This window comes from Microbulbifer maximicatervae (SeqCode) (assembly GCF_052467825.1).
On record NZ_CP174327.1, the window covers coordinates 3,232,405 to 3,256,091 of the forward strand.

The window sequence follows — 23,687 nt, forward strand, 5'->3', positions numbered from 1 at the left end:
AGATCCCTCTAATGATGATTTTGAAGAAGACGCTCTTTGCCCCGCTGCTAGTAGTCCTCGCCACAGTCGCTGCGTTTTGCACTAATGCCCAGGCAGAGGAAATGGAAACTAAGCGTTTCGATATGGAAGGGTTCACTCAGGTGTCTCTCAAGGGGAGTTCTCACTTGAAGTTGATTCAGGGAGACAGTTTTGAAGTTGTCGCTGTCGGCCCTGTCAGCACAATGCCCTACGTCAAAGTTGAGGTAAAAGGGGAAAGGTTGGAGTTATCCGTTGAGGAAAACACCCAGAACCTTTTTGGATTTGTCACCATATCCCGAGGGCAGGGAGATGAAGTTAACTTTACAGTGACGATGCCTAAAATTGAGGCTCTTAAGGTGACTGGCTCTGGTGAGGCTAGATCTTCAAGTGTTGAGAGTGAAGGCCTAACTTTGGGGGTGACGGGCTCAGGAATGATCAATATCGACAAGGTCGCCGCAGAATCCTTGAAAGCGTATGTTACTGGTTCCGGTGATTTGTTCCTCAACAAGGCATTGACTGTCAAAGGGGAAGTAGCGGTGACAGGCTCTGGCGACATGAAGATAAGTACTATTACCGGTGAGAGTTTACTTGCGGAGATACAAGGTTCAGGCGATATGTTGGTTGGCGGGCGAGTTGCCGATGTGAACGTTCGCCTCATGGGTTCAGGTGATTTTATTGGCCGCAGTCTGCGCGCCGATAATGCCAGCGGTTCAATAATGGGATCGGGTGATATTGTCTTGAAACGACCGGGAACAGACTCCTTCTCAGTAATGGGGTCGGGAGACGTAGCGCTGGTTGACTAAGTGGCGGCTCCTGAGCCCCTTTGCATCTAAGGCGTTCGGCCAGTAAGGCTGTGCGCCTATTTCTTTTTTGGGGCATTCTTGAGCCTCCATCGTCCTCTCTATCCCCATTTCTGGAAGTCAGCTTTATATGGAACCCAAAGTGACAGAGTGTGTGTCGCTGGACCGCGAAGATTCTATGTCTCGCGAGAGCCAATCTCGCCCACATTTAAAAGAAAAGCTACGGCGCTGGAGCCGAGAGGCCCAAGATAAATCCCACTGGGCCGCCGAACGCTTGTTGGACCGACGCATCTGTATCGGTATCACTGGGCTCAGTGGTGCTGGCAAGTCCACGTTTCTCACCAGTCTGATATACCAACTCTGCAATCCGGAGAAGTCTCAATTACCTGGTTTTGCCCCTGCGCTCAATGGCGATCTGTTGGGGGCAGAGTTGAAGCCAGCGCTGGACTCTGGTTTGGCGCCGTTTGACTATCAGACCTGCCTGTCGGCACTGATGGCTGAGCCACCTAGTTGGCCACAGAGCACTAGAGATGCTTCGGCTATGGAGTTACACATCCATTTACGCAGCCGGCGCCGTATTCGGCGTAATGGTAGAAAGACGTTGGTAGTGGAGTTGCGTGACTACCCAGGGGAATGGTTGATGGACTTGCCGCTATTGCGTATGGATTATGCAGAGTGGTGTCGTCATCAAGCACACCTATTTTCTACAGATGCGCGGTCAATGCTGGCCCCCCAGTTGACAGCTCAGCTGGCAGCACTGTCCCCCCAGGCGAATGCCAGTGAAGTAAATTTGGACGAATTATGGGGGGAATACCGAGCTTATCTCCTGAGTTGCCGAACCAAGTTGAATCTCAGTTATTTACAGCCTGGTAGAGCGCTGCTAGACGAGGAGGCGTACGGGGTAGTTCCACTCCTGGATTTACGTGGTTTAGATGCTGGGCAGTTAGCTGCTTTGTCTGAGAGTAGTGTTTTTAAGGTTTTGCAGGCGCGTTACGAACGCTATGTGCAGGCGCAGGTAAAACCCTTTGTAGACAGCCATTTTCGACATATCGATCGACAACTGGTACTGGTAGATATGATTGGCACTCTATTTGCTGGTGAACAGTCCCTGGAAGATATGCGTCTGGCATTTGCTCATATTGCCGATACATTCCGCTATGGCGAATCGGGGTTTTTAAGCAAGCTATGGCGCCCAAAGGTTAATCGACTCCTTTTTGCTGCGACTAAAGTCGATCAGGTACTTGCTGCCGACCACGATGCTTTGAGGCAGCTTCTAGGCCAGCAGTTACAACAGACTTTCTCCGATGCCCGTCACCGGGGTTTGCCGGTATTTAGTGAGGCGATTGCCGCGGTTCGCTGCTCTAGAGAGGGGCAGAAGAATGGACGGAGAATGCTGATGGGTTATGACCTCGAAGGGCAGTATTTGGGTTTTGAGAATGCGGAAATTTTTGCCCAGGCGCCCTATGAAGAGCAGGGGTGGAGCCACTATGCGGGAGCTGCACCACCACAGCTGCGGCCTCCAGTGGGAATGCAGGCAGGACATATTCCACATATACGGGTGGATGCTCTTTTGAACCTTCTGTTGGGAGATAAGGTTTGATTAACAGTGATAAAAATACTGAGTACCGTCGCGAAACACGTATCGAGTCGCTAGATGAGCCTGGACAGGAGGTCCCGCACAGAGATGCGACGCGGGTGGAACCGCTTGCGGATGAGTCAGCGGAGATTCCTAGATCAATAACCACTGGAGAGTCTCTTCCAGATCGGATTGCTTTCTCCGAGTTGCGCCTACCCACTTTCCGGTTTAAGTGGCTAAAGCCCGCAGTGCTCTCTGCGCTTGCAGTAGTGGTGGCCGTGGTCGGATGGGAGTTTTATGGACTTTATCAATGGGCGGTCGATAAACACTGGGGATTGGGACTTTTTGTGGCTGTTTTGATGGCGGGCTTCAGTGCAATCATTGGTAGTTCCGTTTGGGAGTTTTTCCGAGCGGGGCGCCCACTGAACAAGCTTGAAAAAACTCAGGCAATGGCTGCCGAGGCCCGAGATTGCCGCAGTCACCAAGAGGCGCAAGTATTCAGGCGCAATTTGCAGGAGCATTTTGCCGGTAAGCCCCAAGGTGTACTGCTCAATCGAGTTCTAGATGAGGCAGCTGACTATTACGATAGCAGTGAGTTGTTAGAGCACTTAGAGGTTGCCTTCTTAAATGCCCTTGACCAAGAGGCTCTAAGGAGAGTCGTGCGCCACTCAACGAGCACTGGTGCACTGGTTGGGCTGAGCCCTTTTGCCAGTATCGATATTCTGGTTGCCCTGAGGCAGTCACTGCGAATGATTGATGATGTGGCGCAGATTTATGGCGTGCAGCCGTCTCTTGTGGTGCGATGGCGCTTGTTCAAGAGGGTTTTGTCTTTGGTCGCCTACACTGGCGCGAGTGAGTATGCGATCAGTGAGATGTGGCCGGAACTTGTTGGCGATAGCATGCTGAGTACAGTATCTGTGCGTTTGGGGCAGGGGGTCGGAGCCAGCCTGTTTGTTGCGCGTATCGGCCTTGCGACAATGCAAAGCTGTCGGCCAATCCCTTTTACTGAAAAGCAGCGCCCTCGCCTGAGATCAGTTATGGCCCGTATTGGTGGTGGCCTTAAAGAGAGGATGCCCGAGTTGTTTTCTATGGTTGGGCTTAGCTCGCGAAAGGAAGCAAAGGTTCGGAAGGCGGGTACCGAGTAGCTACTGGGATCGTAAGCCCATCTCTTGGGCTGACTGTTTGATGTAAGGGGGCGAAAATCTGCCCCCTTAGTCAGCAACTTATTGAAACTGTTTTTTCATCAACATGCGGGTGTGATGTCGATCAACCAGCTGGGCCAGGGCTTCATAGCGGCGCTGTATGAAGGGGGCGGGGTTGTTATTTCCCGATTCATCCCGATATTCAACTCCAGACCGGACGTGTTGGAGCTCCTTGGCTAACTCTCTGATGGCGGTGAAGATCTTTTGTGTGTCGTCTTTGCTGTGAAATACTGAGCTTTTTGTGGTGTCTGTCAGGTAATCATCGCACTCGCTCAGCCAGTCCAACCTCTGTTCAAGAAACTGTATGGTATTGCGAATTCCCCCGGTGTATTCGGGGTTGAAGTTATGGTTGATATACTTGTCGAGGCTACGCATGCCCGAGCCGACAAATTGTTCAACCACATCGCCACAGTATTTTTCTGACAGATAGGATGGATGAGACTTTGCGCTGCTTAAATTGCTGATGAGCAGTAGAGAGGTAAGCAATAGGGCGCGCTGCATCACTGCATTTGGGTATTTCATATTATTGCCCATAGGTTTTGCTCTTATTAATGACTGTTATTTTATCCGCCTCAGGTTTTTTTGTTGTGCAATTTCCTCTGGCGGGCTGATATCTGTGACAGCAGTCACATGAATATCCAAAGCGAAGTCAAGTGTCAACGGTTATTAAGTAAGAATTGTCAGCTTGAGATGGTTGTTCACAGAAAACTAATTGTCGGGCTGTTTAAAAATTATTCGAAGCATAGCTGAGTGGGAGTTTATTTTGGCTGAGTATGATTTTGATCTGTTTGTTATTGGTGCCGGCTCTGGTGGCGTGCGTGCAAGTAGGATGGCTGCTGCACAAGGAATGAAGGTCGCTGTGGCTGAAGACCGCTATATGGGGGGGACTTGTGTAAATGTAGGTTGTGTCCCCAAAAAATTATTTGTTTATGCGAGTGGTTATTCCGCAGGCTTTTCTGATGCTCGAGCCTATGGCTGGAATAGCGCGGGAGTTGAGTTTGACTGGCCAACACTGCGGGATAACAATGCAAAAGAAGTTGCTCGACTCAATGGGATTTATCGCAATTTGCTGGATAACTCTGGGGTGGAAACCCTAAATGGTAGAGCCAGCATCAAAGGTCCTCACAGTGTTGTTGTTAACGGCAAAGAAATTACTGCAGAGCGTATTTTGGTGGCGACAGGCGGATGGCCATTTATTCCGAATATTCCGGGACGGGAATTTGCGCTGACTTCCAATGAAGTTTTCTCAATGGAAAACTTTCCCAAGCGAGTTTTGGTTGTTGGTGGGGGTTATATTGCCGTTGAATTTGCAGGCATCTTTGCTGGTCTCGGCGCAAACGTGCACCTCTCTTATCGAAGAGATTTATTCTTGCGAGGATTCGATCGGGATATTCGCACTTTTGTTCGCGATGAGATGCAGAAGAAAAATATCGATCTAAAGTTTAACCACAACGTTGTTTCTATTGAGAAGCTTCAGGATGGCAGCTTGCTCGCTCATGCCGATGATGGTTCCAGTATTAATGTAGATATGGTGCTTTACGCTACTGGGCGCGTAGCAAATGTTGAAGGGTTGGGGCTAGAGGAGCAGGGTGTTGTCTTGCACAAGGATGGCACAATCTCTGTGGACGATAATTTTAGAACTAGTGTGCAGTCAATCTATGCACTGGGAGATGTAACGGGTGAGCCTCAGCTTACTCCTGTTGCCTTGGCGGAGGCTATGGCCTTGGTTAAGCATTGGCGCACGGGAGAGACGGCTGAAATTGACTATAACAACATTCCTACAGCGGTTTTCTGTCAACCGAATATCGGAACTGTGGGGTTGTCTGAAGAAGAGGCGCGGGACTCTGGACTCGACGTCACTATTTATAAGTCGGAATTCAGACCAATGCGTCACACTGTGAGTGGGAATACAGAGCGGACATTGATGAAGCTGGTTGTAGATGCGTCCAACGACAAGGTGATTGGCGTGCATATGGTTGGCGATGACGCAGGGGAGATTATTCAGGGGATGGCCGTAGCACTTAAGGCAGGAGCTACCAAAAGCACCTTTGATTCAACGATTGGAATTCACCCCACCGCTGCTGAGGAGTTTGTAACTATGAGAACTCCAGTTGCAGGTTAGGTGCTGTTGTTACGCTGTAGATATAAGTTGCAGTTGTGAATAATGAAAAAGGCGGCATTTTGCCGCCTTTTTTGTGACTCCCAGTTTTTAGCTGGGTTCTTCTGCAACCTCTTGCAGGGCTTGGTGCCGCCGTGTTTTCTTGCGTTCACTACGCTCTTTCAGGCAGCGCTCGGCGGAGGCGAATGTGTCGTTTACCGCTCGGTGTATGGATTCGTTCTCACTACTAATAGTCACGGGATTGCCACTAATCGCAAGCTCTAGTGATGCCTTGAAGTGTCTGCCTTTAGTTTTGTGTTGATGGGGAGCTTCGAGGACTACGCGACTATGTATGATGTCGCCACAATAACGTTCCAGCTTGTTTAACTTCTTGGATACGGTAGTCGCCAGGGCGGCTGACTTGTCAATGTCGCGGAACACAATGTTATCGTTAGGCGCTGATTTCATGGGCACATACCTCCGGTTAAAAGAAACCATGCAGGCCGCTGTTGCGGTTTGCTGTAAGAAGGTAGGGCGCCCTAGTGGGAGGGTTCGAGGCTGCAGTTGAAGCGCCGAGCTGCCGGAATCGCAACGATTATTTGCTGACAAAGCAGCTTAGGGTGTTTTACGTCCGGGTCGGGTTTCCGCTGAGTCCAGCGATCTTCTCCCTGGTATCCATAATGCTTCCGCCAAAAAAAAAATCAAGCGCTATCGCAGAAAAATTTCATATAAATTTTGGAGTGGTGTCACTGTGGTGACTCAATATTGTGGATTTGAAGGTTTATTGATCAGCTGGTTGGCTCAGGTGAACGCAAGGTCATTGCTCATAGCTTGCTCCCTGCGTAAAATTGACCATATTGCGCAGTAGCTTCACTCTGTCGTAGATTCAGAGTCGCTGCGCTTCCAAAACACGAAACACATCAATTCGAGAAATGGGTTCACGACGATGGCGGTAAAGCGGTGTTGCTCGCTCCTTTTGGCGGGCTTAGTAGTTATGGGTGGGGCAGTGGCACAAGCGCAGACGCCCCTCACGGCGGAGAAGAACCGTCTTGCGCGATTGGAACAGTCTCTTGAAAATAGGAGTGTTGGGCTCGAGGATGTCGAAAATGAGCTGCTCTCCTATGAATATAAGCTCGAGCAGGCCCAGAAATCTCTCGATGACCTGCGCCTGGAATACGAAGCGAGTCGCCAGGAACTCAATCAGGCGACCCGGGCTCATGAGTCAACCCCCAGCTCAGATACTGAGCGTCGCCTGAAGAAGGCAAAGCATGCCTTCGCTATGGCGGAGAGAGGTGTCGATAGCCGTTCACGTCGTCTCGAGTTTATCAAAGAAAATCATCAGCAGCTTCAACAAAAACTGGCTGAAGAGAAACAGGCAATTGCTGATGCCAAAGCTAAGATTTCTGCCCAGCAGGATAAAATTAGCAAGATGGTTGAGGATATGCTGGCAAAGGCTGAAGCATCCGAGAGAAGGGCAGCTATGGCGCGAGCTGCTGCTACTAATGAGAAACCAAAGCCCCCGCAAATTAAAGCTCAGGTCGAGCCGCCAAAGCGCGAGGAGCCCGCAAAAGTGGAAGCTGTTGCCAAACGTGAGATCGATGCCGACTTATTGGATTATGTAAAGCGGGAAACAGCACGCCTGAGAGATCTCCTGGCTGACGAAGAAGGTAACGATAGAAAAACGTTCCGGGATCTTGAGTTGCGGCCAATTGGGGGGGAAAGAGTGCCCTTTGAGTTTTTGGGGGAAAATCAATATCGCTTGGTGGCTAGCGTTGAGTCAGGTCGCCAAACTTATAAAATTAACACTTGGAAATTCCGCCGTACAATTCCGGCTGAGGATGATGGGGCTCGCTATGTCTTTATTTTTGATGCGCGTCGCCTATCTCGACCAAGATTGGTTATGTACCCAGAGTATGTGCTGTCAGAATTGAATTAATTGTTCAGTGAACAAGTAAATAAAAAAGCGAGCCTAAGGCTCGCTTTTTTGCTTTTTGGGGTTTCAGAAAATAGATATTACCAGTGGGGAGGAGTCTTACCGCGACTGTAGAATAGTTGTTTGTAGGGGGGTGTAAAGGCTTCCTGTTGGACTTGGTTGACTTTGGTAGAGAGTAATATTGTTAATTGTTATTGGGTGTTCTAGGTCGATTGGAGAAAATCCGTGAAATTGTTTCCTGTTTCTGCACAGGGTGATATGTGGGCGATAGCGCCGGTTTTCTGTCGGTATGGATAGGCTCTCAGCGAGGCGTTTGACGGACATATGCAAGGCCGTCAATTGTTTGGTGGCTGTGATTTCTGCGGCGATTAGATGAGCATCATTGCCCGGGAAGGTATCAAGTTTAAATAGGCGGGTTTTCGTCTCAGTTGTGTTTCGAGCGATTGAGGTTAGGCCGGTTCTTAGTGGCTGTATTGTTTTTATTGGAATCTGACCTAAAAAACAAAGGGTGATATGACGGTTCTTATAGGCTATCAAGCGGGTGCTGGCTAAGGATGAGGCGCTTTGTTTTTCTGTGATGAAGCTTGTTAAATAATTTAAAAATTCTTGTGTTGTTTTATCCAGCTGGATGCCGATAAAGATTCGACAAGTGGGCTCTAAAGGTTTTTTGTGATTTTTTGGCATAAAATTTATCTGTCACCCTTGAATTAGAAACCTCTGCCCATATCTCTGTTGTACAGGTGGTAGCTTCAATGAAAAGTGCCCCTGAAAAGAGTCCGGTCATTTGACGGACGTAGTTTTAAATATTGCTCTGAATTGAGGATATGATAATGCGTAATTTTGATTTCTCTCCACTTTATCGCTCTGCAATTGGTTTTGACCGTATGGCCAGTCTGCTCGATGCAATGACCACAAGCGAGCAAAAACAGCCATCCTACCCCCCTTACGATATAGAGTTAACCGGTGAGGATAGCTACCGAATTTCCATGGCTGTCGCTGGCTTTGAGCAGTCTGAACTCGATATTCAGGTGGAGCAAAATCGTTTAGTGGTTAGCGGTACTAAGCCAGAAAGTAATAGCCAGGGAAATTATTTACACAGGGGTATCGCCGCAAGAAATTTTGAGCGGCGCTTTCAGCTCGCCGATCACGTGAAAGTGACCGATGCAAAACTGGCTAATGGGTTGTTACATATAGAATTGGTACGCGAAATACCTGAAGCGATGAAACCACGAAAAATTTCGATTACAGAAGGTAATGTGCTGCAGCACAAAGAGAGTGAGACTAAGTCCACTGCTGCAGTAGCGTAAGTTGTCACTTCATTGCCCGCTGTGCCGCCAAAGTGCGGTACAGCTTTACCATCAGGATAAATTCCGCAGTTATCATCAGTGTGATAACTGCGCGCTCGTTTTTGTGCCGCCGCAATACCATCTGACACCTGAAAAAGAGAGAGCTTATTACGACCTCCATGAGAATTCGATGGAGGATGATGGTTACCATCAATTTCTCAGTCGTTGCGCGCAGCCGTTACTGAAAGAGTTGAGTGGAGCCTGCCATGGCCTGGACTTTGGTTGTGGTCCGGCGCCTTTATTGGCCAGAATTTTGGCGGAGAGTGGACACCGGGTGGACCTGTATGATCACTTTTACATGCCGGCCAGAAAGGCGTTGCATAGGAGCTACGACTTTATTGTTGCTACAGAAGTGATAGAGCATCTTGTGAGGCCGGGAGAGGAGCTTGAAAACCTTTGGCAAAGGCTTCGCACGGGAGGGGTTATGGCCCTGATGACGAAACTGGTTATTTCTGCAGAGCGCTTCGCCAATTGGCACTACATCAGAGACCCTACACATATTTGCTTCTTTAGCGTGAAGACATTTGAATGGTTGGCTCGGTCACTCGGTGCCGAGCTCCAGTTTGTTCACAGCGATGTTATTTTTCTAAGAAAATTAAGTATTGACCCTGAATAGCTTGGCTCGCACCGTGGTGCGGTATTCACTTGGAGTTGTTGCCAGGAATTTTTTAAATAGCGCTGTGAAATGCCCCATATCCTGGTAACCAACTTTTTCAGCAATTTCATTGACCGATAAATTGCTTGATTGTAAAAGTTCGCGCGCCATGTCAACCCTGACATTTTGCAAATACTGCAGTGGTGTCTGTCCTGTAGCAAGTTTGAATCGGCGATTGAACGATCGCACGCTCATATCGAAAAGTTGCGCCACTTCGCTAAGGCGTACCTCGGTATTGCAATGTTCTTTGAGCCAGGCCTGGGCTTGAACTATATCTTCGTCTGGGTGTAGGTGAACAGATCCTTCTGAGTAGGCTATCTCTTCAAATGGGCGGCGAATTTCGTGAGAGAAATTGCGCTCTACATGACTAGCAATGGCCGGTCCATACAGTTGGCGGATCATATGAACCGTTACGTCAGCGAGGGCATTGACGCTGGCCGCGCAGAAAAGTTTGTCTGCCTGGGTAATAAAATACTGACGTTTTAATTTTACCTCTGGATAGTCTGAGCTAAATTGATCAAAATAATGCCAGTGGGTGGTTGCAGGTTTTCCGTTAAGGAGGCCCGCTTCGGCCAAAAAGCAAACTCCGGTACCCACAGCACTAATTGCAGCTCCTTGTTTTTCCTGTTGGCGCAGCCATTCCAATATTTTTCCGCCTCGTTTAAGGGCGGGGCGAGGGTTGCGCCACATGGTCGGGATGTAGATTAGGTCGCTATCTGGTGCATCGCTAAGAGCGACGTCCGGTTGAAGGGTAAACCCGCAGCGGGTATTTACTGGTGCCCCATCCAAACTGGCGGTCACCAGTTTTAGGCTGCCCTTGATGCCCTCAACCCTGGCGCGACTCTCCGCACCGCGGAGCATCTCAAGTGGGAGAACGGTACCGGTTGCCAGCATCTGGTCGATAAGTAGAAAAGTTACTGTTCGCATTACACATCTATGCGCACTTGCGCTATTGGCCAAAACACTCAATTTTGCTGGCCAGTATGCCCATAACTGGACAGAATCGCCACCCCCTACACTCGCATCTCTTATTTTTATAGTGTTAAGTGCTTGGCTGGAGGTCAGGATGCAGCGCCTTCCCGTAATCACCGCATTCGGTGGATTCAACCCTGCTGGACGTAGTTCTTTCCATAGGGGGTACTCTCGCCTCGTGCTAGATAAACTGGGTAAGGAAGAGAGGGATAGCACTCTTTCCGACCTGGCTGCCCTGATGGGTTTGCGTACCGGAGACAACGCTGAAGGCATTTTGGACCCTGCCCTTGAGCAGCAGGTGTTGGATGGTACTTTGGTACGCGAACTAGAGAGTCGCTATTACGACTACCGCAAGTGCCATTTCCATCAGTCTGCCCAGCTCGCAAACCCCCAGGGCCTGACATTTGAAATTTCCACCCGGCAGCTTCCGCAGCCTGTGCCAGCTCATTGGCACTTGGAGCATATCCAGGGCGGCAGGGTTCGGGTCACCACAGCTGAGCTGTCAGTTTTGTTGGATAGCCACCGTGAGATAAGTGTGGCTGCTGCCGGCCAGCTCCCAACTGGATTTGAACCGGGCACTAAATATAACTCTCGATTTCACCCGAGGGGACTGCAGTTGGCCCTCTTGGGCGCATCAGATGCTGTGCAGTCTTTGGGGGTTGATTGGGATACCGTTGTATCTGCGGCTGGGCCGGGAAATATTTCACTCTATGCCGCCTCGGCAATGAGTCAACTGGACCCATTTGGCAACGGTGGTCTATTGCAGTCCCGCCTGCGAGGTGGTCGCGTAAGCTCTAAACAGTTAGCGCTTGGTCTAAATAGTATGCCAGCGGATTTTGTTAACGCTTATGTGCTCGGAAATGTCGGTTCTACTGGCGCTGTTGCCGGTGCTTGCGCAACCTTCCTGTACAACCTTCGCGCTGGCGTTGAAGATATTCGCTCGGGTAGGGCGCGGGTCGCTGTAATTGGTGCGGCTGAGGCGCCCCTTGTGCCTGAAGTTGTCGATGGCTATTCAACGATGGGTGCTCTTGCCACTACCGAGAATTTACGCAAGCTTTTCCCTGGTGAAATTGATTATCGACGCACCAGTCGCCCGTTCGGTGAGAACTGTGGTTTTACCTTGGGTGAGGGTACCCAGTGGGTCATCTTAATGGATGATGCTCTGGCGCTTGAGTTGGGTGCTTCCGTATATGGTTCGGTTGCTGGTGTGTTTACCAATGCCGACGGTACAAAAAAATCGATTTCTGCGCCGGGTCCCGGGAATTACCTGACGATGGCCAGGGCAATGGCGGAGGCGCGGGCAATTGTGGGTGAGGATAGTTTGCGGCGTCGCAGCTTTGTGCAAGCCCATGGCTCCAGCACGCCGCAAAATCGGGTTACTGAGTCCGCCATTTTTGATCGTTTGGCCGGCGCATTTGGTATTGCCGAGTGGCCGATTTGTGCGGTCAAGGCCTTTTTGGGGCATACCGTTGCTTCAGCCAGTGGAGATCAGTTAGTTACAGCGTTAGGTGTATTTGATCGCGGCATACTCCCGGGAGTAACCACCGTTGATCACATCGCCGATGATGTTCATTGTAAGCATCTGGATATTTCCCTTGAGCATACCGATAGGGGTAGGGGTGCGCTTGATTTAGCGTTCTTAAACTCGAAAGGTTTTGGCGGAAATAATGCGACGGCAACAATTTTGTCCCCGCAGATCACAAAATCAATGATGGAAAAGCGTCATGGCAAATCGGCCATTGTGACGTCTCAAGCGTTGAACGAGAAGGTTGTAGAGCAGAGCGAAAAGTACAACACCAAGGCTTCTCGTGGTGAGCTTGATGTTATTTATCGATTTGGTGAGGGCATGATCAATGAAAGTGAGATCACTATCTCAGAAGAAGAAATTTGTTTACCCGGAATGCCGCCGGTGAAGTTGCCAAATGGAAATCCCTTTGAAGATATGGTGTGATTGGCTTTTACATAATACCTCAATTACGGTGATTTTTACCTGAGGGGAGATTGCACAAAAGGAGCTAATGGGGAGCATGGATGATCCTGAAGAGGATGTTGGCGCCCGCTTGAAAATGGTGCGCCACATTTACGGTATCTCACAGAGGGAGTTGGCGAGACGGGCTGGGGTAACCAACGCAACAATTTCTTTTATTGAATTGGGAAAGGTTAGCCCTTCCGTAAGCTCCTTAAAAAAAATATTGGGCGCCATTCCTATGTCGCTAACCGATTTTTTTTCCTTGGAAATATCGGGCGCAAAGCAAATTTTTTTTCGCGGAAATGAAGTGCCTGAGATCGGTCATGGCTCTGTGTCCTGCCGTTTGTTTGGAGGGGCAAAGGCAAACTGCGGCATGTCGCTATTGTGGAAAGTATTTCCGGCTGGGGATGATACCGGCTTTTCTCTCGAGTCTACTGAGGGGGAGATTGGTGGAGTGGTTGTCAGTGGTGACCTGGAGGTTACGGTTGGCTCCGATTTTGCGCTGCTGAGTACCGGTGATGGGTATTATTTTGATGCTCAGCGTCCGCACCGCTTTCGAAATATAGGTCGCTGTGACTGTGTAGTTGTCAGCGCAATGATGCCGGCTTATGGGCATCCCGACCTTCAAGAGCCCAATTCCTGAAAGGTGGTTTAGAAAAGAGGGAGTTCGTGCCAAGTGGCTGATAAGGCGGCACGATCCGAGATAGACTAGCCCTGCTTTAATTTCATTCCGTTCGCAAACTGGCGAATTTCTGTACTTTGGCACTCCTGGTGCCACTCCATTTGTAAGAAATAGTATTCAAACAATCGTTTGAATCTGGCTATACTACGGCTGACCAAATTGGGCCTAAGTGTCACCGCGCTGTGCGGGGCGGCCCTTGGTTGCACAAAAATTCCGACCCCGGGCCCAGGATCGCGGCCCAGAATAAAAGAGGTCAATCAATGTTATTTAGTGGCAAAGCGCTCACGGTACAGATGCTGGACAACGGCATCGCCGAGCTCAAATTCGACCTGCAAGGCGAATCCGTCAATAAATTTAACCGTCAGACGGTTTCTGAATTCTCCCAAGCGCTGGATGCTATCGAAGCAGCGGATGGTGTAAAAGGTGTACTGCTGACCAGCGGTAAAGGCGTCTTCATTGTTGGTGCTGATATCACTGAGTTTGGTGGTGCCTTCTCTGCAGGTGCAGAGGGCGTTGCTGATCTGATGAATCAGAACAACGAAAATATCAACCGCCTGGAAGACCTTCCGGTACCGACTGCGGTAGCAATTAATGGCTACGCGCTTGGCGGTGGTTTTGAGGTGTGTCTTGGCTGTGACTTCCGCCTGATGGGCGAAGAGGCCAAAGTTGGCCTTCCGGAAGTTAAGCTGGGTCTGATTCCGGGCTGGGGTGGCACTGTTCGCCTGCCGCGTGTAGTGGGTGTTGATGTTGCTGCTGAGTGGATTGCAGCGGGTAAAGAGCAGAAGCCTGCCGCCGCTCTGGAAGCTCACGCTGTCGATGCGGTGATCCCCACTGCCAAGCTCAAAGATGCAGCGGTCAAGCTGCTTGAGCGCGCTATTAATGGCGAGCTGGACTACAAAGCCATTCGCGAGCTGAAGAAATCTCCAATCCCCTTGAATGATACTGAGGCGCTAATGGCCTTCTTTACCACCAAGGCATTTGTGGGTCAGCAGGCGGGTAAAAACTACCCCTCTCCCGTAGCTGCGGTTGAGTCAATCGAGCAGGGTTACAAGTTGACCCGTGATGAAGCGCTGAAAATTGAACAGGAGAAGTTCATTTTCTGCGCGCAGACCGGCACTGCGAAGTCTCTGGTAGGGCTGTTCCTGGCTGACCAGGCAATTGGTAAAGTTGCCAAAGGTTGGGAGAAGAAAGCCGATAAGCCGATTGAGCGTGCGGCAGTATTGGGTGCTGGCATTATGGGTGGCGGTATCGCTTACCAGTCTGCCTACAAAGGCACTCCGATCAAGATGAAGGATATCGACCAGAAGGGTATCGATCTTGGTCTGAATGAGGCGAACAAGCTGCTGTCCAAGTTGGTTGATCGCAAGCGCCTGACCCCCGTTAAAATGGGTGAAGTGCTCAACCGTATCGAGCCTACCTTGAGCTACGACGGCTTCAACGATATCGATGTTGTTGTGGAAGCGGTGGTTGAAAATCCCAAGGTGAAGCATGCAGTATTGAAAGAAGTGGAAGCCAAAGTAAGCGAAGACACTGTAATCGCTTCTAACACCTCCACTATTTCTATTAACCAGCTGGCTGAGCCGCTCTCTCGTCCGGAGAACTTCCTCGGTATGCACTTCTTCAACCCAGTGCACAAAATGCCGCTGGTTGAGGTGATTCGCGGAGAGAAAACTTCCGACACAGCTGTAGCTCGCGTTGTTGCCTACGCAAATAAGATGGGCAAGAAAGCTATTGTTGTACGCGACTGTCCTGGATTCCTGGTTAACCGCGTTCTCTTCCCTTACTTTGCCGGTTTCTCCATGCTGGTGCGCGATGGCGCTGACTTCCAGGCCGTTGATAAGGTGATGGAGCGTTGGGGTTGGCCGATGGGCCCCGCTTACCTGATGGACGTTGTCGGTATCGATACCGGTGTTCACGCAGAAAGCGTAATGGCTGAAGGCTTCCCCGATCGCATGGGTAAAACCTTTACCGCTGCTTCCGACGTTATGTATGAAGCGGGTCGTTACGGCCAGAAGAACAACAAAGGCTTCTACAACTACGAGCAGGACAAAAAAGGTCGCCCGAAGAAAGTGGCTACCGAAGAGTCCTACGAGCTGCTTAAGCCGCACGTTGCTGAACGTCGCGAGTTTGAAAGAGACGAAATTATCGAGCGCATGATGGTGCCTATGGCAACCGAACTGGCTCGCTGCCTGGAAGAGGGTATCGTGGATTCCCCAGCTGAAGCTGATATGGCGCTGATCTACGGCATTGGCTTCCCTCCGTTCCGCGGTGGAATCTTCGCGTGGCTGGACAGCATTGGTCTGGATGAATTCGTGAAGATTGCCGATAAGTACGCCGATCTGGGTGAGCTGTACAAGCCGACCGATCGCATGCGTGAAATGGCCGCAAGTGGCAAAACCTACTACGGCGACAAGTAAGGAGAATAGCGATGAGTTTAAATCCTAGAGATGCCGTAATCGTCGACTACGCGCGTACGGCCATGGGTCGCTCGAAGAATGGCGTATATCGCCATGTTCGCGCCGATGATATGTCCGCTGAGCTGCTGAAAAAGTTCATGCAGCGCAATGACAAGCTCGATCCCGCCGAGATCGATGACCTGATCTGGGGCTGTGTTATGCAGCGCGATGAGCAGGGCTTTAACGTAGCTCGCTTTATTCTGCTGCGCGCTGGTCTGCCACACACTATCCCGGCGCAAACCGTCAACCGCCTGTGCGGCTCCTCTATGTCCTCCCTGCATACTGCAGCTGCCAACATCCAGGCTGGCGTTGGCGATGTGTACGTTGTGGGTGGTGTTGAGCACATGGGTCACCTGAACATGATGGAGCATGTTAGCCCCAACCCAATGCTGGGTCGCTATATGGCTAAAGCTGCCGGCTCCATGGGTATGACTGCTGAATACCTGGCGATGATGCACGGTATCCAGCGTCAGCAGATGGATGAGTTCGGTGCACGCTCTCACCATCGCGCCGCTGAAGCTACCAAGGCTGGCAAATTCAATCGCGAAATTATCGCTATTGAAGGTCATGACGATGACGGCGTACCTTTCCTGGTTGAGGCGGACCAAACCATCCGTCCGGACACCACCGTGGAAGGTCTGGCTCAGCTGAAGCCAGCATTCGATCCGAAGCACGGTCAGGTAACAGCCGGCACCTCCTCTCAGATCACCGACGGTGCCTCTGTGATGCTGGTAATGTCCGCTGAGCGCGCTCAGGCTTTGGGTATGACTCCTATTGCTCGCGTGAAAGAAATGGCGCTGGCTGGTGTTGATCCGTCCATTATGGGTTATGGCCCGGTGCCCTCTACCAAGAAGGCGCTCAAGAGAGCGGGTCTAACTGTTGGCGATATCGACAAGTTTGAGCTGAATGAGGCATTTGCGGCGCAGGCGCTGCCGGTGCTGAAAGACCTGGATCTGCTCGAGCAGATGGATGAGAAGGTCAACCTGTACGGTGGCGCTATTGCCCTGGGTCACCCCTTCGGCTGCTCTGGCGTGCGCATTACTGGCACCCTGCTGAGCGTTATGCAGAATGAGGGCGGCAACCTGGGTGTGTCTACCATGTGTATCGGTCTGGGGCAGGGTATTACCACTGTTGTAGAGCGAGTCTAAGGAAATTAGACCCCGAAAAAAGGCGCCTTTGAGGCGCCTTTTTTTATTTTATGAGAAAAGTGTTCAGTAAAGTGTTGAAGACCCCAAAATGCTGTGGCACAATCTGCACCCCTTGTCGCGATGGGCTCTAAAAAAGTAGCGAAAGCGCTTAAATATCAAAGAGTTAGCGGCAGGTTCGATTTGGGGACGTGGTGAAATTGGTAGACACGCCAGATTTAGGTTCTGGTGCCGAAAGGTGTGGGAGTTCGAGTCTCCCCGTCCCCACCAAATTAAAAGCCTTGAAGTCCGTGTGACTTGCCCTGGAGGGGTAGGTGCGGGCTTCTTGTGTATTTGGCGGCAGCACAAAAGTATTGTTTTGGTGCTGGGCCTACGAGGTTACTGACTAAGTCTCGGTGACCCGGTATTCGTTGGCGCTGCGGCGCGATTACAGAGATAGTCTCACGAGGATAAACATGCAGGTTTCCATCGAAACTACTTCCGGTCTGGAGCGTCGTTTAACGGTCAACTTGCCGGCAGAAATTGTCGACAAAGAAGTGGATAAGCGCCTCCAGCAGGCTGCTAAGACTGTTCGCATCAATGGCTTCCGCAAAGGCAAGGTGCCGATGAAGGTTGTTCGTCAGCGCTTTGGTGCCGGCGTTCGTCAGGAAGTTCTGGGTGAGGTAATGAGCCGTTCTTTCTACGAAGCGGTACAGAAGGAAGAGGTTAAACCTGCCGGCCAGCCTAGCATCGAAGCTAAGCAGACTGCTGCTGGCGAAAACCTGGAGTACGTTGCTACTTTCGAGGTTTACCCTGAAGTTGAACTCGCTGATCTGGCTGAGATCGCTGTAGAGCGTCCTGTTGCAGAAGTTACTGATGCTGACGTGAAGAACATGATCGATGTTCTGCGTAAGCAACAGTCTTCCTGGAAAGATACCAAGCGCAAAGCTCAAAAGGGCGATCGTGTTGTTATCAACTTTGTTGGTCGCAAAGACGGCGAAGAGTTTGAAGGTGGCAAGGCCGAAGGTCACCAGTTGGTACTGGGTTCCGGCCAGATGATCCCTGGCTTCGAAGAAGGCATTCTGGGCATGAAGCCCGGTGAAGAGAAAGACATTGATCTGACCTTCCCGGAAGATTACCAGGCAGAAGAGCTTCGCGGTGCTGCTGTTACCTTTAATATCAAGGTGACTTCTTCCGAGAAGCCTGAACTTCCCGAGCTGAACGAAGAGTTCTTCAAAGCTTACGGTGTTCAGGAAGGTGGCGAAGAGAAGTTCCGTGAGGAAGTTCGCAACAACATGCAGCGTGAGCTGAAAAATGCCGCTCTGAACAAAGTTAAGACCCAGATCATGGATCAGCTGTTCGAGAAGCATCCAGTTGAGCTGCCGTCCGCTCTGGTTGCCAGTGAAGTAACTACCCTGCGTGGTCAAATGGTTCAGCAGTTTGGTGGTCAGATCAAGGCTGAAGATGCCGAGCGCATGTTGCCTGATACTATGTTCGAAGAGCAGGCAAAACGCCGTGTAGTTCTCGGTCTGGTAGTCGGTGAGATTGTTAAGCAGAATGAACTTTCTGTTGATGCCGATCGCGTAAAGGCGAAAGTTGAAGAGCTGGCTTCTACCTACCAGCAGCCGCAAGAAGTGGTTGACTATTACTACAGCAACCGTGAGCTGCTGTCTGGTGTTGAGTCTGTTGTACTGGAAGACCAGGTTGTTGATCACGTACTGGCTTCAGCTAAAGTATCTGAAGTTGACAGCAGCTACGACGAAGTGATTAAGCCGCAAAAACAAGGCTAATCTCTCACTTCATTCAGGTGTAAGGTGGCGTCCGCTCAAGCGTGACGCCCCTACATCTCCTTCCTTTTTACCGGCTGGCTTTCTCTCGCCTGACCGGTTAAGCTCTGAAAACCAAATTTTTCAGCATGGGCATACGATGCCTATTCGCTGGCCTGCCGAATACGCCACAAAAGGAAGCAATGGTACCTATGGCACGAATTGATTTTCCAAAAGCTTCGATAGAGCCCTCAGCATCAGGTTTAGTTCCCATGGTGGTAGAACAAACCGCCAGAGGGGAGCGCTCATTTGATATTTATTCTCGCCTGTTAAAAGAGCGTGTGATCTTCCTGGTCGGGCCTGTAGAAGACCACATGGCCAATCTGGTTGTTGCGCAGCTGCTTTTCCTCGAGGCAGAAAATCCGGATAAGGATATTCACCTCTACATTAATTCACCGGGCGGCTCGGTAACTGCCGGCATGTCTATCTATGACACCATGCAGTTCATTAAGCCTGATGTCAGCACTATGTGCATTGGGCAGGCCTGTAGTATGGGCGCCTTCTTGTTGACTGCCGGTGCTGAAGGCAAACGCTTCGTAACACCAAACTCCCGTGTGATGATTCACCAGCCCAGCGGTGGGGCCCAAGGGCAGGCGAGCGATATCCACATTCACGCCCAGGAAATTCTCAAGATTCGTCATCGTTTGAATGAGCTCATGGCGCATCACTCTGGACGTCCAGTCAGTGATATTGAGAGGGATACAGAGCGCGACAACTTTATGAGCGCCGATGAAGCCAAGGAATATGGCTTGGTCGATGATGTATTGTCTCGCCGACAGGCATTCGATAAGTAGATTTTTCTACATTAAAAGTTTGCCGGAGGCGGATTTCAGCGAAAGTTGGTTTTTTTGACAGGCTGGCTTTCGTTGGGACTTGAAAATCACGCCAAAAGGCAGCATCTTGCTGGGTAAGCTGAATTTAGGGCCCTGGCCGGCCAGTGACGACGGAGTATTTTGATGACCGACAAAAGCAGCGGAGAAGACAGCGGAAAATTGCTGTACTGCTCTTTCTGTGGCAAAAGCCAACAGGAAGTGCGGAAGTTAATCGCTGGGCCGTCAGTCTTTATCTGCGATGAATGTGTCGAGCTGTGTACCGACATTATTCGTGAAGAAGTACAAGAGACTGCGGAGGGGCCTGAAGGGCGCCTGCCGACACCCCGTGAGATTACTGAAATCCTCGATCAGTATGTGATTGGGCAGGAGAGAGCCAAGCGTGTGCTGGCTGTCGCCGTATACAATCACTACAAGCGTCTGCGCACCAAGTCTGGTGTTAAAAGTAAGGATGAAGTAGAGCTCAGCAAGTCTAATATTTTGCTGGTAGGCCCAACCGGTAGTGGTAAAACCCTTCTTGCCGAGACCCTGGCTCGCCTGCTCAATGTTCCTTTCACTATTGCCGATGCAACCACCCTGACCGAAGCTGGTTATGTGGGTGAGGATGTTGAGAATATCATCCAGAAGCTTTTGCAGAAGTGTGATTACGATGTAGAAAAAGCCCAGCAGGGTATCGTCTATATCGATGAGATCGACAAAATTTCGCGCAAGTCAGACAACCCTTCAATTACCCGTGATGTGTCCGGTGAAGGTGTGCAGCAAGCACTACTGAAGTTGATTGAAGGCACTGTGGCGTCTGTGCCGCCGCAGGGTGGACGCAAGCATCCGCAGCAGGAATTCTTGCAGGTCGACACCTCCAATATCCTGTTTATTTGTGGCGGCGCTTTTGCGGGGCTGGATAAGGTTATCCGCGATCGCTCGGAGAAGGGTGGAATTGGTTTCAGTGCCGAGGTTAAATCGAAGGATGGCACCAGTAATTTTGGTGAGATCCTGCGCGACCTGGAGCCTGAAGATCTGGTTCGTTACGGACTGATCCCGGAGTTTGTTGGACGCCTACCGGTGACCGCAACTTTGGAAGAGTTGGACCGTGAGGCTCTGGTGCAGATTCTCACCGAGCCACGCAACGCTTTGACCAAACAGTACGCAAAACTGTTTGAGATGGAAGATGTAGAACTGGATTTCCGCCCCGATGCGTTGGATGCAGTTGCCACCAAGGCAATGGAACGGAAAACAGGCGCCCGTGGCCTGCGCTCTATCATGGAGTCTGTATTGTTGGAGACCATGTATGACATCCCGTCCACAGATAATGTGGTGAAAGTTGTGATTGACGAGGCGGTCATTAAAGGCGAATCAGCCCCGCTGCTGGTTTATGAGAGTGAGTCCCAGCCGCAGAAGGCGGCGCCGGAAGAGTAGCTCAAATCCCACCTCAAAAAGCCCCAATATTGGGGCTTTTTTTATAATTTTTTCTGATTACCCGGGTATCTAACTACCTGTCTGGGTATTCCTGGCTCGAATAGCACTCTTAGCTCGGCACAAATTGGTCGCGAGATTAGACTTGTATTTCGGGCCCTTCCCCCCCATTACTAGCATCTGAAGGGCGGTGGCCCAGGTTAAGCTGTCAATTCCAACAGCAGCATGATGCCGCGCCAAATACCCAGTGATAGGGCCGAGAGGAGTTCTATGGATCAGTCATCCGACACCACACTTGAATATCCGTTGTTGCCATTGCGCGATGTTGTTGTTTACCCCCATATGGTGATCCCGCTTTTTGTCGGCAGGGAAAAGTCCATAGAGGCCCTGGAAGAGGCCATGCGCAGGGATAAGCAGGTATTGCTTGTGGCGCAGCGAAGGGCATCTGAGGATGACCCAGGTGCAGACGATATCTATCGCGTGGGCACTATTGCCAGTGTCTTGCAGTTACTCAAACTCCCCGATGGCACTGTGAAGGTGCTGGTAGAAGGGGGGGAGCGCGTAAATATCCACGAAGTGATGGAGAGGGAGAACCATTTCGAGGCGACCGTTTCGCCGATGGAAACGCAGGAGTTGCCGGAAGGCGAAGCAGATGCCCTTGTGCGCTCTGTGATGTCTCAGTTTGAACAGTACGTTTCTGTAAGTAAGAAAGTCCCCAATGAGGTTATTACCTCTCTGTCGGGAATTGATGAACCTGGCCGCTTGGCAGATACCATTTCTGCGCATATGTCCCTTGAGTTGGCTCAGAAGCAAGAGCTTCTGGAGACTCTCAGTGTTAAAGAGCGTTTGGAGCATTTGCTGGGCCTTATGGATGCTGAAATCGACCTGATCCAGGTGGAAAAACGCATTCGTGGGCGTGTGAAAAAGCAGATGGAGAAAAGCCAACGCGAGTACTATCTCAATGAGCAGATGAAGGCGATTCAAAAAGAATTGGGCGAGATCACCGAAGAGCCCAATGAAATTGAAGAGCTGGAAAACAAAATTGCCGAATCCGGCATGAGTGCGGAGGCAGAGAAGAAAACCCGCGCTGAGCTGGCTAAATTGAAAATGATGTCGCCTATGTCTGCGGAAGCTTCGGTTTTACGCAGTTATATCGACTGGATGTTGAGCCTGCCCTGGAAAAAAGCCAGCCGGGTGAGACACGATTTGGTTAAAGCCGAGGAAATTCTCGAGAAAGAACACTACGGCTTGGAAGAGGTTAAAGAGCGGATTCTGGAATACCTCGCAGTACAGAAGCGAGTGAAGAAAGTGAAAGGGCCGATCTTGTGCTTGGTTGGGCCTCCCGGGGTGGGTAAAACCTCCCTCGGTCAATCTATCGCCCGAGCAACAAATCGTCAGTATGTGCGTATGGCCCTGGGCGGCGTTCGTGATGAAGCTGAGATTCGCGGGCATCGACGCACTTATATTGGCTCATTGCCGGGCAAGCTGATTCAGAAAATTTCGAAAGTTGGAGTGAAGAATCCCCTGTTCCTGCTCGACGAAGTCGACAAAATGGGGATGGATCAGCGCGGCGATCCCGCCTCAGCGCTTCTTGAGGTTTTGGATCCGGAGCAGAATAAAACCTTCAATGATCACTACTTGGAAGTGGATTACGACCTTTCCGATGTGATGTTTGTCTGCACCTCTAACTCAATGAATATTCCAGGCCCGTTGCTGGATCGTATGGAAGTTATTCGAATCCCCGGTTATACCGAGGACGAAAAACTGAATATTGCTCAGCGTTATCTTGTGCCGAAGCAGCGCAAGGCCAACGGCCTTAAAGATGATGAGCTGGATCTCTCTGATGACAGTATCCGAGATATTGTCCGCTACTACACCCGTGAAGCAGGTGTGCGTGGCCTGGACCGGGAGATTGCCAAGATCTGCCGCAAGGTAGTAACGGAGCACGTTCGCAATCCTTCAGAGAAGAAGGCTGTAATACAGCCAGAGCAACTTGAAGAGCTTCTCGGTGTTCGCAAGTTTGATTTTGGCCGCGCAGAAGAAGAGGACAAAATCGGAATTGTTACCGGTCTCGCCTGGACCGAGGTGGGTGGTGAGCTTCTTAACATTGAGGCTTCAGCTGTGCCGGGCAAAGGGCGCATGATCAAAACCGGCTCCCTTGGCGATGTTATGCAGGAGTCTATCCAGGCGGCCTTGACGGTTGTGCGTTCGCGCTCCCAGGCACTGGGAATAGGTCCGGACTTCCACGAGACTCGCGATATTCATATCCACGTGCCTGAAGGTGCCACCCCCAAAGATGGCCCTTCGGCGGGTATTGCCATGTGCACCGCTTTGGTGTCTGTACTGACGGATATTCCCGTTCGCTCAGATGTGGCGATGACTGGAGAAATTACTCTGCGTGGAGAAGTTTTAAGAATTGGTGGTCTTAAAGAAAAGTTATTGGCAGCGCATCGGGGCGGTATAAAAACTGTACTGATTCCTGCTGATAACGAGCGAGACCTGAAGGATATTCCCGATAATATTCTCCAGGACTTGGTAGTTAGGCCCGTTAAGTGGATCGATCAGGTACTTGAGCTGGCGCTCGAACACAAGCCTGAATCCCTGTCTGATGAAGAGTATTCCGCCTTACAGAAAAAGGCAGAGGAGCGCTCGCAGCGAGGAATCCAAACTCACTGACTCTTGTAAAGGGGTGACTTTTGTCGCCCCTTTACAACTTGCAAGGCCAAAACTTCGCCAATCAGGCTATCTACGCTGCTTGAAAAGTGTGCATCTGCCCGGAAACCCGCATGG

Annotated in this window: 19 protein-coding genes and 1 tRNA gene; 16 read left to right on the plus strand and 4 right to left on the minus strand. The window is 50.6% G+C overall.

All coding sequences use genetic code 11. From position 1 onward, the window contains the following. Nucleotides 1-11 precede the first annotated feature (11 nt). The 3 genes from ACJJII_RS14525 (at nucleotide 12) to ACJJII_RS14535 (ending at nucleotide 3,539) form a co-directional block, all read left to right on the plus strand. Entirely contained in the window at nucleotides 12-821 is an 810-nt protein-coding gene (locus ACJJII_RS14525) for a GIN domain-containing protein (protein ID WP_444916679.1), read from the plus strand. A gap of 127 nt (nucleotides 822-948) precedes the next feature. After that, nucleotides 949-2,418: a YcjX family protein gene (locus tag ACJJII_RS14530; RefSeq protein ID WP_444916680.1), complete on the plus strand. Its 1,470-nt coding sequence runs from the start codon at nucleotides 949-951 to the stop codon at nucleotides 2,416-2,418. After that, nucleotides 2,415-3,539 (plus strand): TIGR01620 family protein, encoded by a 1,125-nt coding sequence (locus ACJJII_RS14535; protein ID WP_444916681.1) that lies wholly within the window; start codon nucleotides 2,415-2,417, stop codon nucleotides 3,537-3,539. Before ACJJII_RS14530 ends, ACJJII_RS14535 begins: the two co-directional genes overlap by 4 nt. 78 nt (nucleotides 3,540-3,617) lie before the next feature. Here the strand turns inward: ACJJII_RS14535 and ACJJII_RS14540 are convergent, their stop codons facing one another. Next, on the minus strand, nucleotides 3,618-4,118 hold the full coding sequence (locus ACJJII_RS14540; RefSeq protein ID WP_413665163.1) for a hypothetical protein: 501 nt from the start codon (nucleotides 4,116-4,118) through the stop codon (nucleotides 3,618-3,620). A gap of 241 nt (nucleotides 4,119-4,359) precedes the next feature. Between ACJJII_RS14540 and gorA the strand changes: the two genes are divergently transcribed. Continuing rightward, the gene (gene gorA / locus ACJJII_RS14545) at nucleotides 4,360-5,718 is read left to right on the plus strand and encodes a glutathione-disulfide reductase (protein WP_413665164.1); all 1,359 of its coding nucleotides are present in this window, start codon (nucleotides 4,360-4,362) and stop codon (nucleotides 5,716-5,718) included. A gap of 87 nt (nucleotides 5,719-5,805) precedes the next feature. Here the strand turns inward: gorA and ACJJII_RS14550 are convergent, their stop codons facing one another. Then, a complete protein-coding gene (locus ACJJII_RS14550; protein WP_444916682.1) occupies nucleotides 5,806-6,162 on the minus strand; it encodes an HPF/RaiA family ribosome-associated protein in 357 nt (118 codons plus the stop codon). 538 nt (nucleotides 6,163-6,700) lie between these two features. Between ACJJII_RS14550 and ACJJII_RS14555 the strand changes: the two genes are divergently transcribed. Then, nucleotides 6,701-7,630, plus strand: a complete 930-nt coding sequence (locus tag ACJJII_RS14555; RefSeq protein WP_444916683.1) for a hypothetical protein — start codon at nucleotides 6,701-6,703, stop codon at nucleotides 7,628-7,630. Nucleotides 7,631-7,726: 96 nt separating this feature from the next. Here the strand turns inward: ACJJII_RS14555 and thpR are convergent, their stop codons facing one another. Further along, on the minus strand, nucleotides 7,727-8,311 hold the full coding sequence (gene thpR / locus ACJJII_RS14560; protein WP_444916684.1) for an RNA 2',3'-cyclic phosphodiesterase: 585 nt from the start codon (nucleotides 8,309-8,311) through the stop codon (nucleotides 7,727-7,729). 146 nt (nucleotides 8,312-8,457) lie between these two features. Here thpR and ACJJII_RS14565 point away from each other — a divergent pair, with 146 nt between their 5' ends. Then, entirely contained in the window at nucleotides 8,458-8,934 is a 477-nt protein-coding gene (locus ACJJII_RS14565; RefSeq protein WP_444912651.1) for an Hsp20 family protein, read from the plus strand. Between the two features lies 1 nt (nucleotide 8,935). Then, a complete protein-coding gene (locus ACJJII_RS14570; protein ID WP_444916685.1) occupies nucleotides 8,936-9,589 on the plus strand; it encodes a class I SAM-dependent methyltransferase in 654 nt (217 codons plus the stop codon). Here the strand turns inward: ACJJII_RS14570 and ACJJII_RS14575 are convergent. Continuing rightward, complete coding sequence (locus ACJJII_RS14575) at nucleotides 9,569-10,555, minus strand: GlxA family transcriptional regulator (RefSeq protein ID WP_413665170.1); 987 nt, start codon at nucleotides 10,553-10,555, stop codon at nucleotides 9,569-9,571. The two genes, ACJJII_RS14570 and ACJJII_RS14575, sit on opposite strands and share 21 nt — an antisense overlap. A gap of 139 nt (nucleotides 10,556-10,694) precedes the next feature. On the opposite strand from ACJJII_RS14575, the gene ACJJII_RS14580 reads away from it, so the two are divergent. The 9 genes from ACJJII_RS14580 to lon all read left to right on the plus strand — a co-directional run bounded on the left by ACJJII_RS14580 (nucleotide 10,695) and on the right by lon (nucleotide 23,573). Further along, complete coding sequence (locus ACJJII_RS14580; protein WP_444916094.1) at nucleotides 10,695-12,551, plus strand: beta-ketoacyl synthase; 1,857 nt, start codon at nucleotides 10,695-10,697, stop codon at nucleotides 12,549-12,551. Nucleotides 12,552-12,627: 76 nt separating this feature from the next. Next, nucleotides 12,628-13,212 carry a type II toxin-antitoxin system RelB family anti-toxin gene (locus ACJJII_RS14585; RefSeq protein WP_444916095.1) on the plus strand — a complete coding sequence of 195 codons (585 nt, stop codon included), beginning with the start codon at nucleotides 12,628-12,630 and terminating at the stop codon, nucleotides 13,210-13,212. Between the two features lie 299 nt (nucleotides 13,213-13,511). Beyond that, on the plus strand, nucleotides 13,512-15,668 hold the full coding sequence (gene fadB, locus ACJJII_RS14590; RefSeq protein WP_444916686.1) for a fatty acid oxidation complex subunit alpha FadB: 2,157 nt from the start codon (nucleotides 13,512-13,514) through the stop codon (nucleotides 15,666-15,668). 11 nt (nucleotides 15,669-15,679) lie between these two features. Continuing rightward, the gene (fadA, locus tag ACJJII_RS14595) at nucleotides 15,680-16,855 is read left to right on the plus strand and encodes an acetyl-CoA C-acyltransferase FadA (protein WP_444916096.1); all 1,176 of its coding nucleotides are present in this window, start codon (nucleotides 15,680-15,682) and stop codon (nucleotides 16,853-16,855) included. Nucleotides 16,856-17,037: 182 nt separating this feature from the next. Next, nucleotides 17,038-17,122: transfer RNA gene (locus tag ACJJII_RS14600), tRNA-Leu, on the plus strand. Between the two features lie 185 nt (nucleotides 17,123-17,307). Further along, the gene (gene tig / locus ACJJII_RS14605; RefSeq protein WP_444905767.1) at nucleotides 17,308-18,621 is read left to right on the plus strand and encodes a trigger factor; all 1,314 of its coding nucleotides are present in this window, start codon (nucleotides 17,308-17,310) and stop codon (nucleotides 18,619-18,621) included. Nucleotides 18,622-18,809: 188 nt separating this feature from the next. Beyond that, nucleotides 18,810-19,451: an ATP-dependent Clp endopeptidase proteolytic subunit ClpP gene (clpP, locus tag ACJJII_RS14610; protein WP_282933430.1), complete on the plus strand. Its 642-nt coding sequence runs from the start codon at nucleotides 18,810-18,812 to the stop codon at nucleotides 19,449-19,451. Between the two features lie 162 nt (nucleotides 19,452-19,613). Then, complete coding sequence (clpX, locus tag ACJJII_RS14615) at nucleotides 19,614-20,900, plus strand: ATP-dependent Clp protease ATP-binding subunit ClpX (protein ID WP_282933429.1); 1,287 nt, start codon at nucleotides 19,614-19,616, stop codon at nucleotides 20,898-20,900. Between the two features lie 267 nt (nucleotides 20,901-21,167). After that, a complete protein-coding gene (gene lon, locus ACJJII_RS14620; RefSeq protein WP_444916687.1) occupies nucleotides 21,168-23,573 on the plus strand; it encodes an endopeptidase La in 2,406 nt (801 codons plus the stop codon). Nucleotides 23,574-23,687 lie beyond the last annotated feature (114 nt).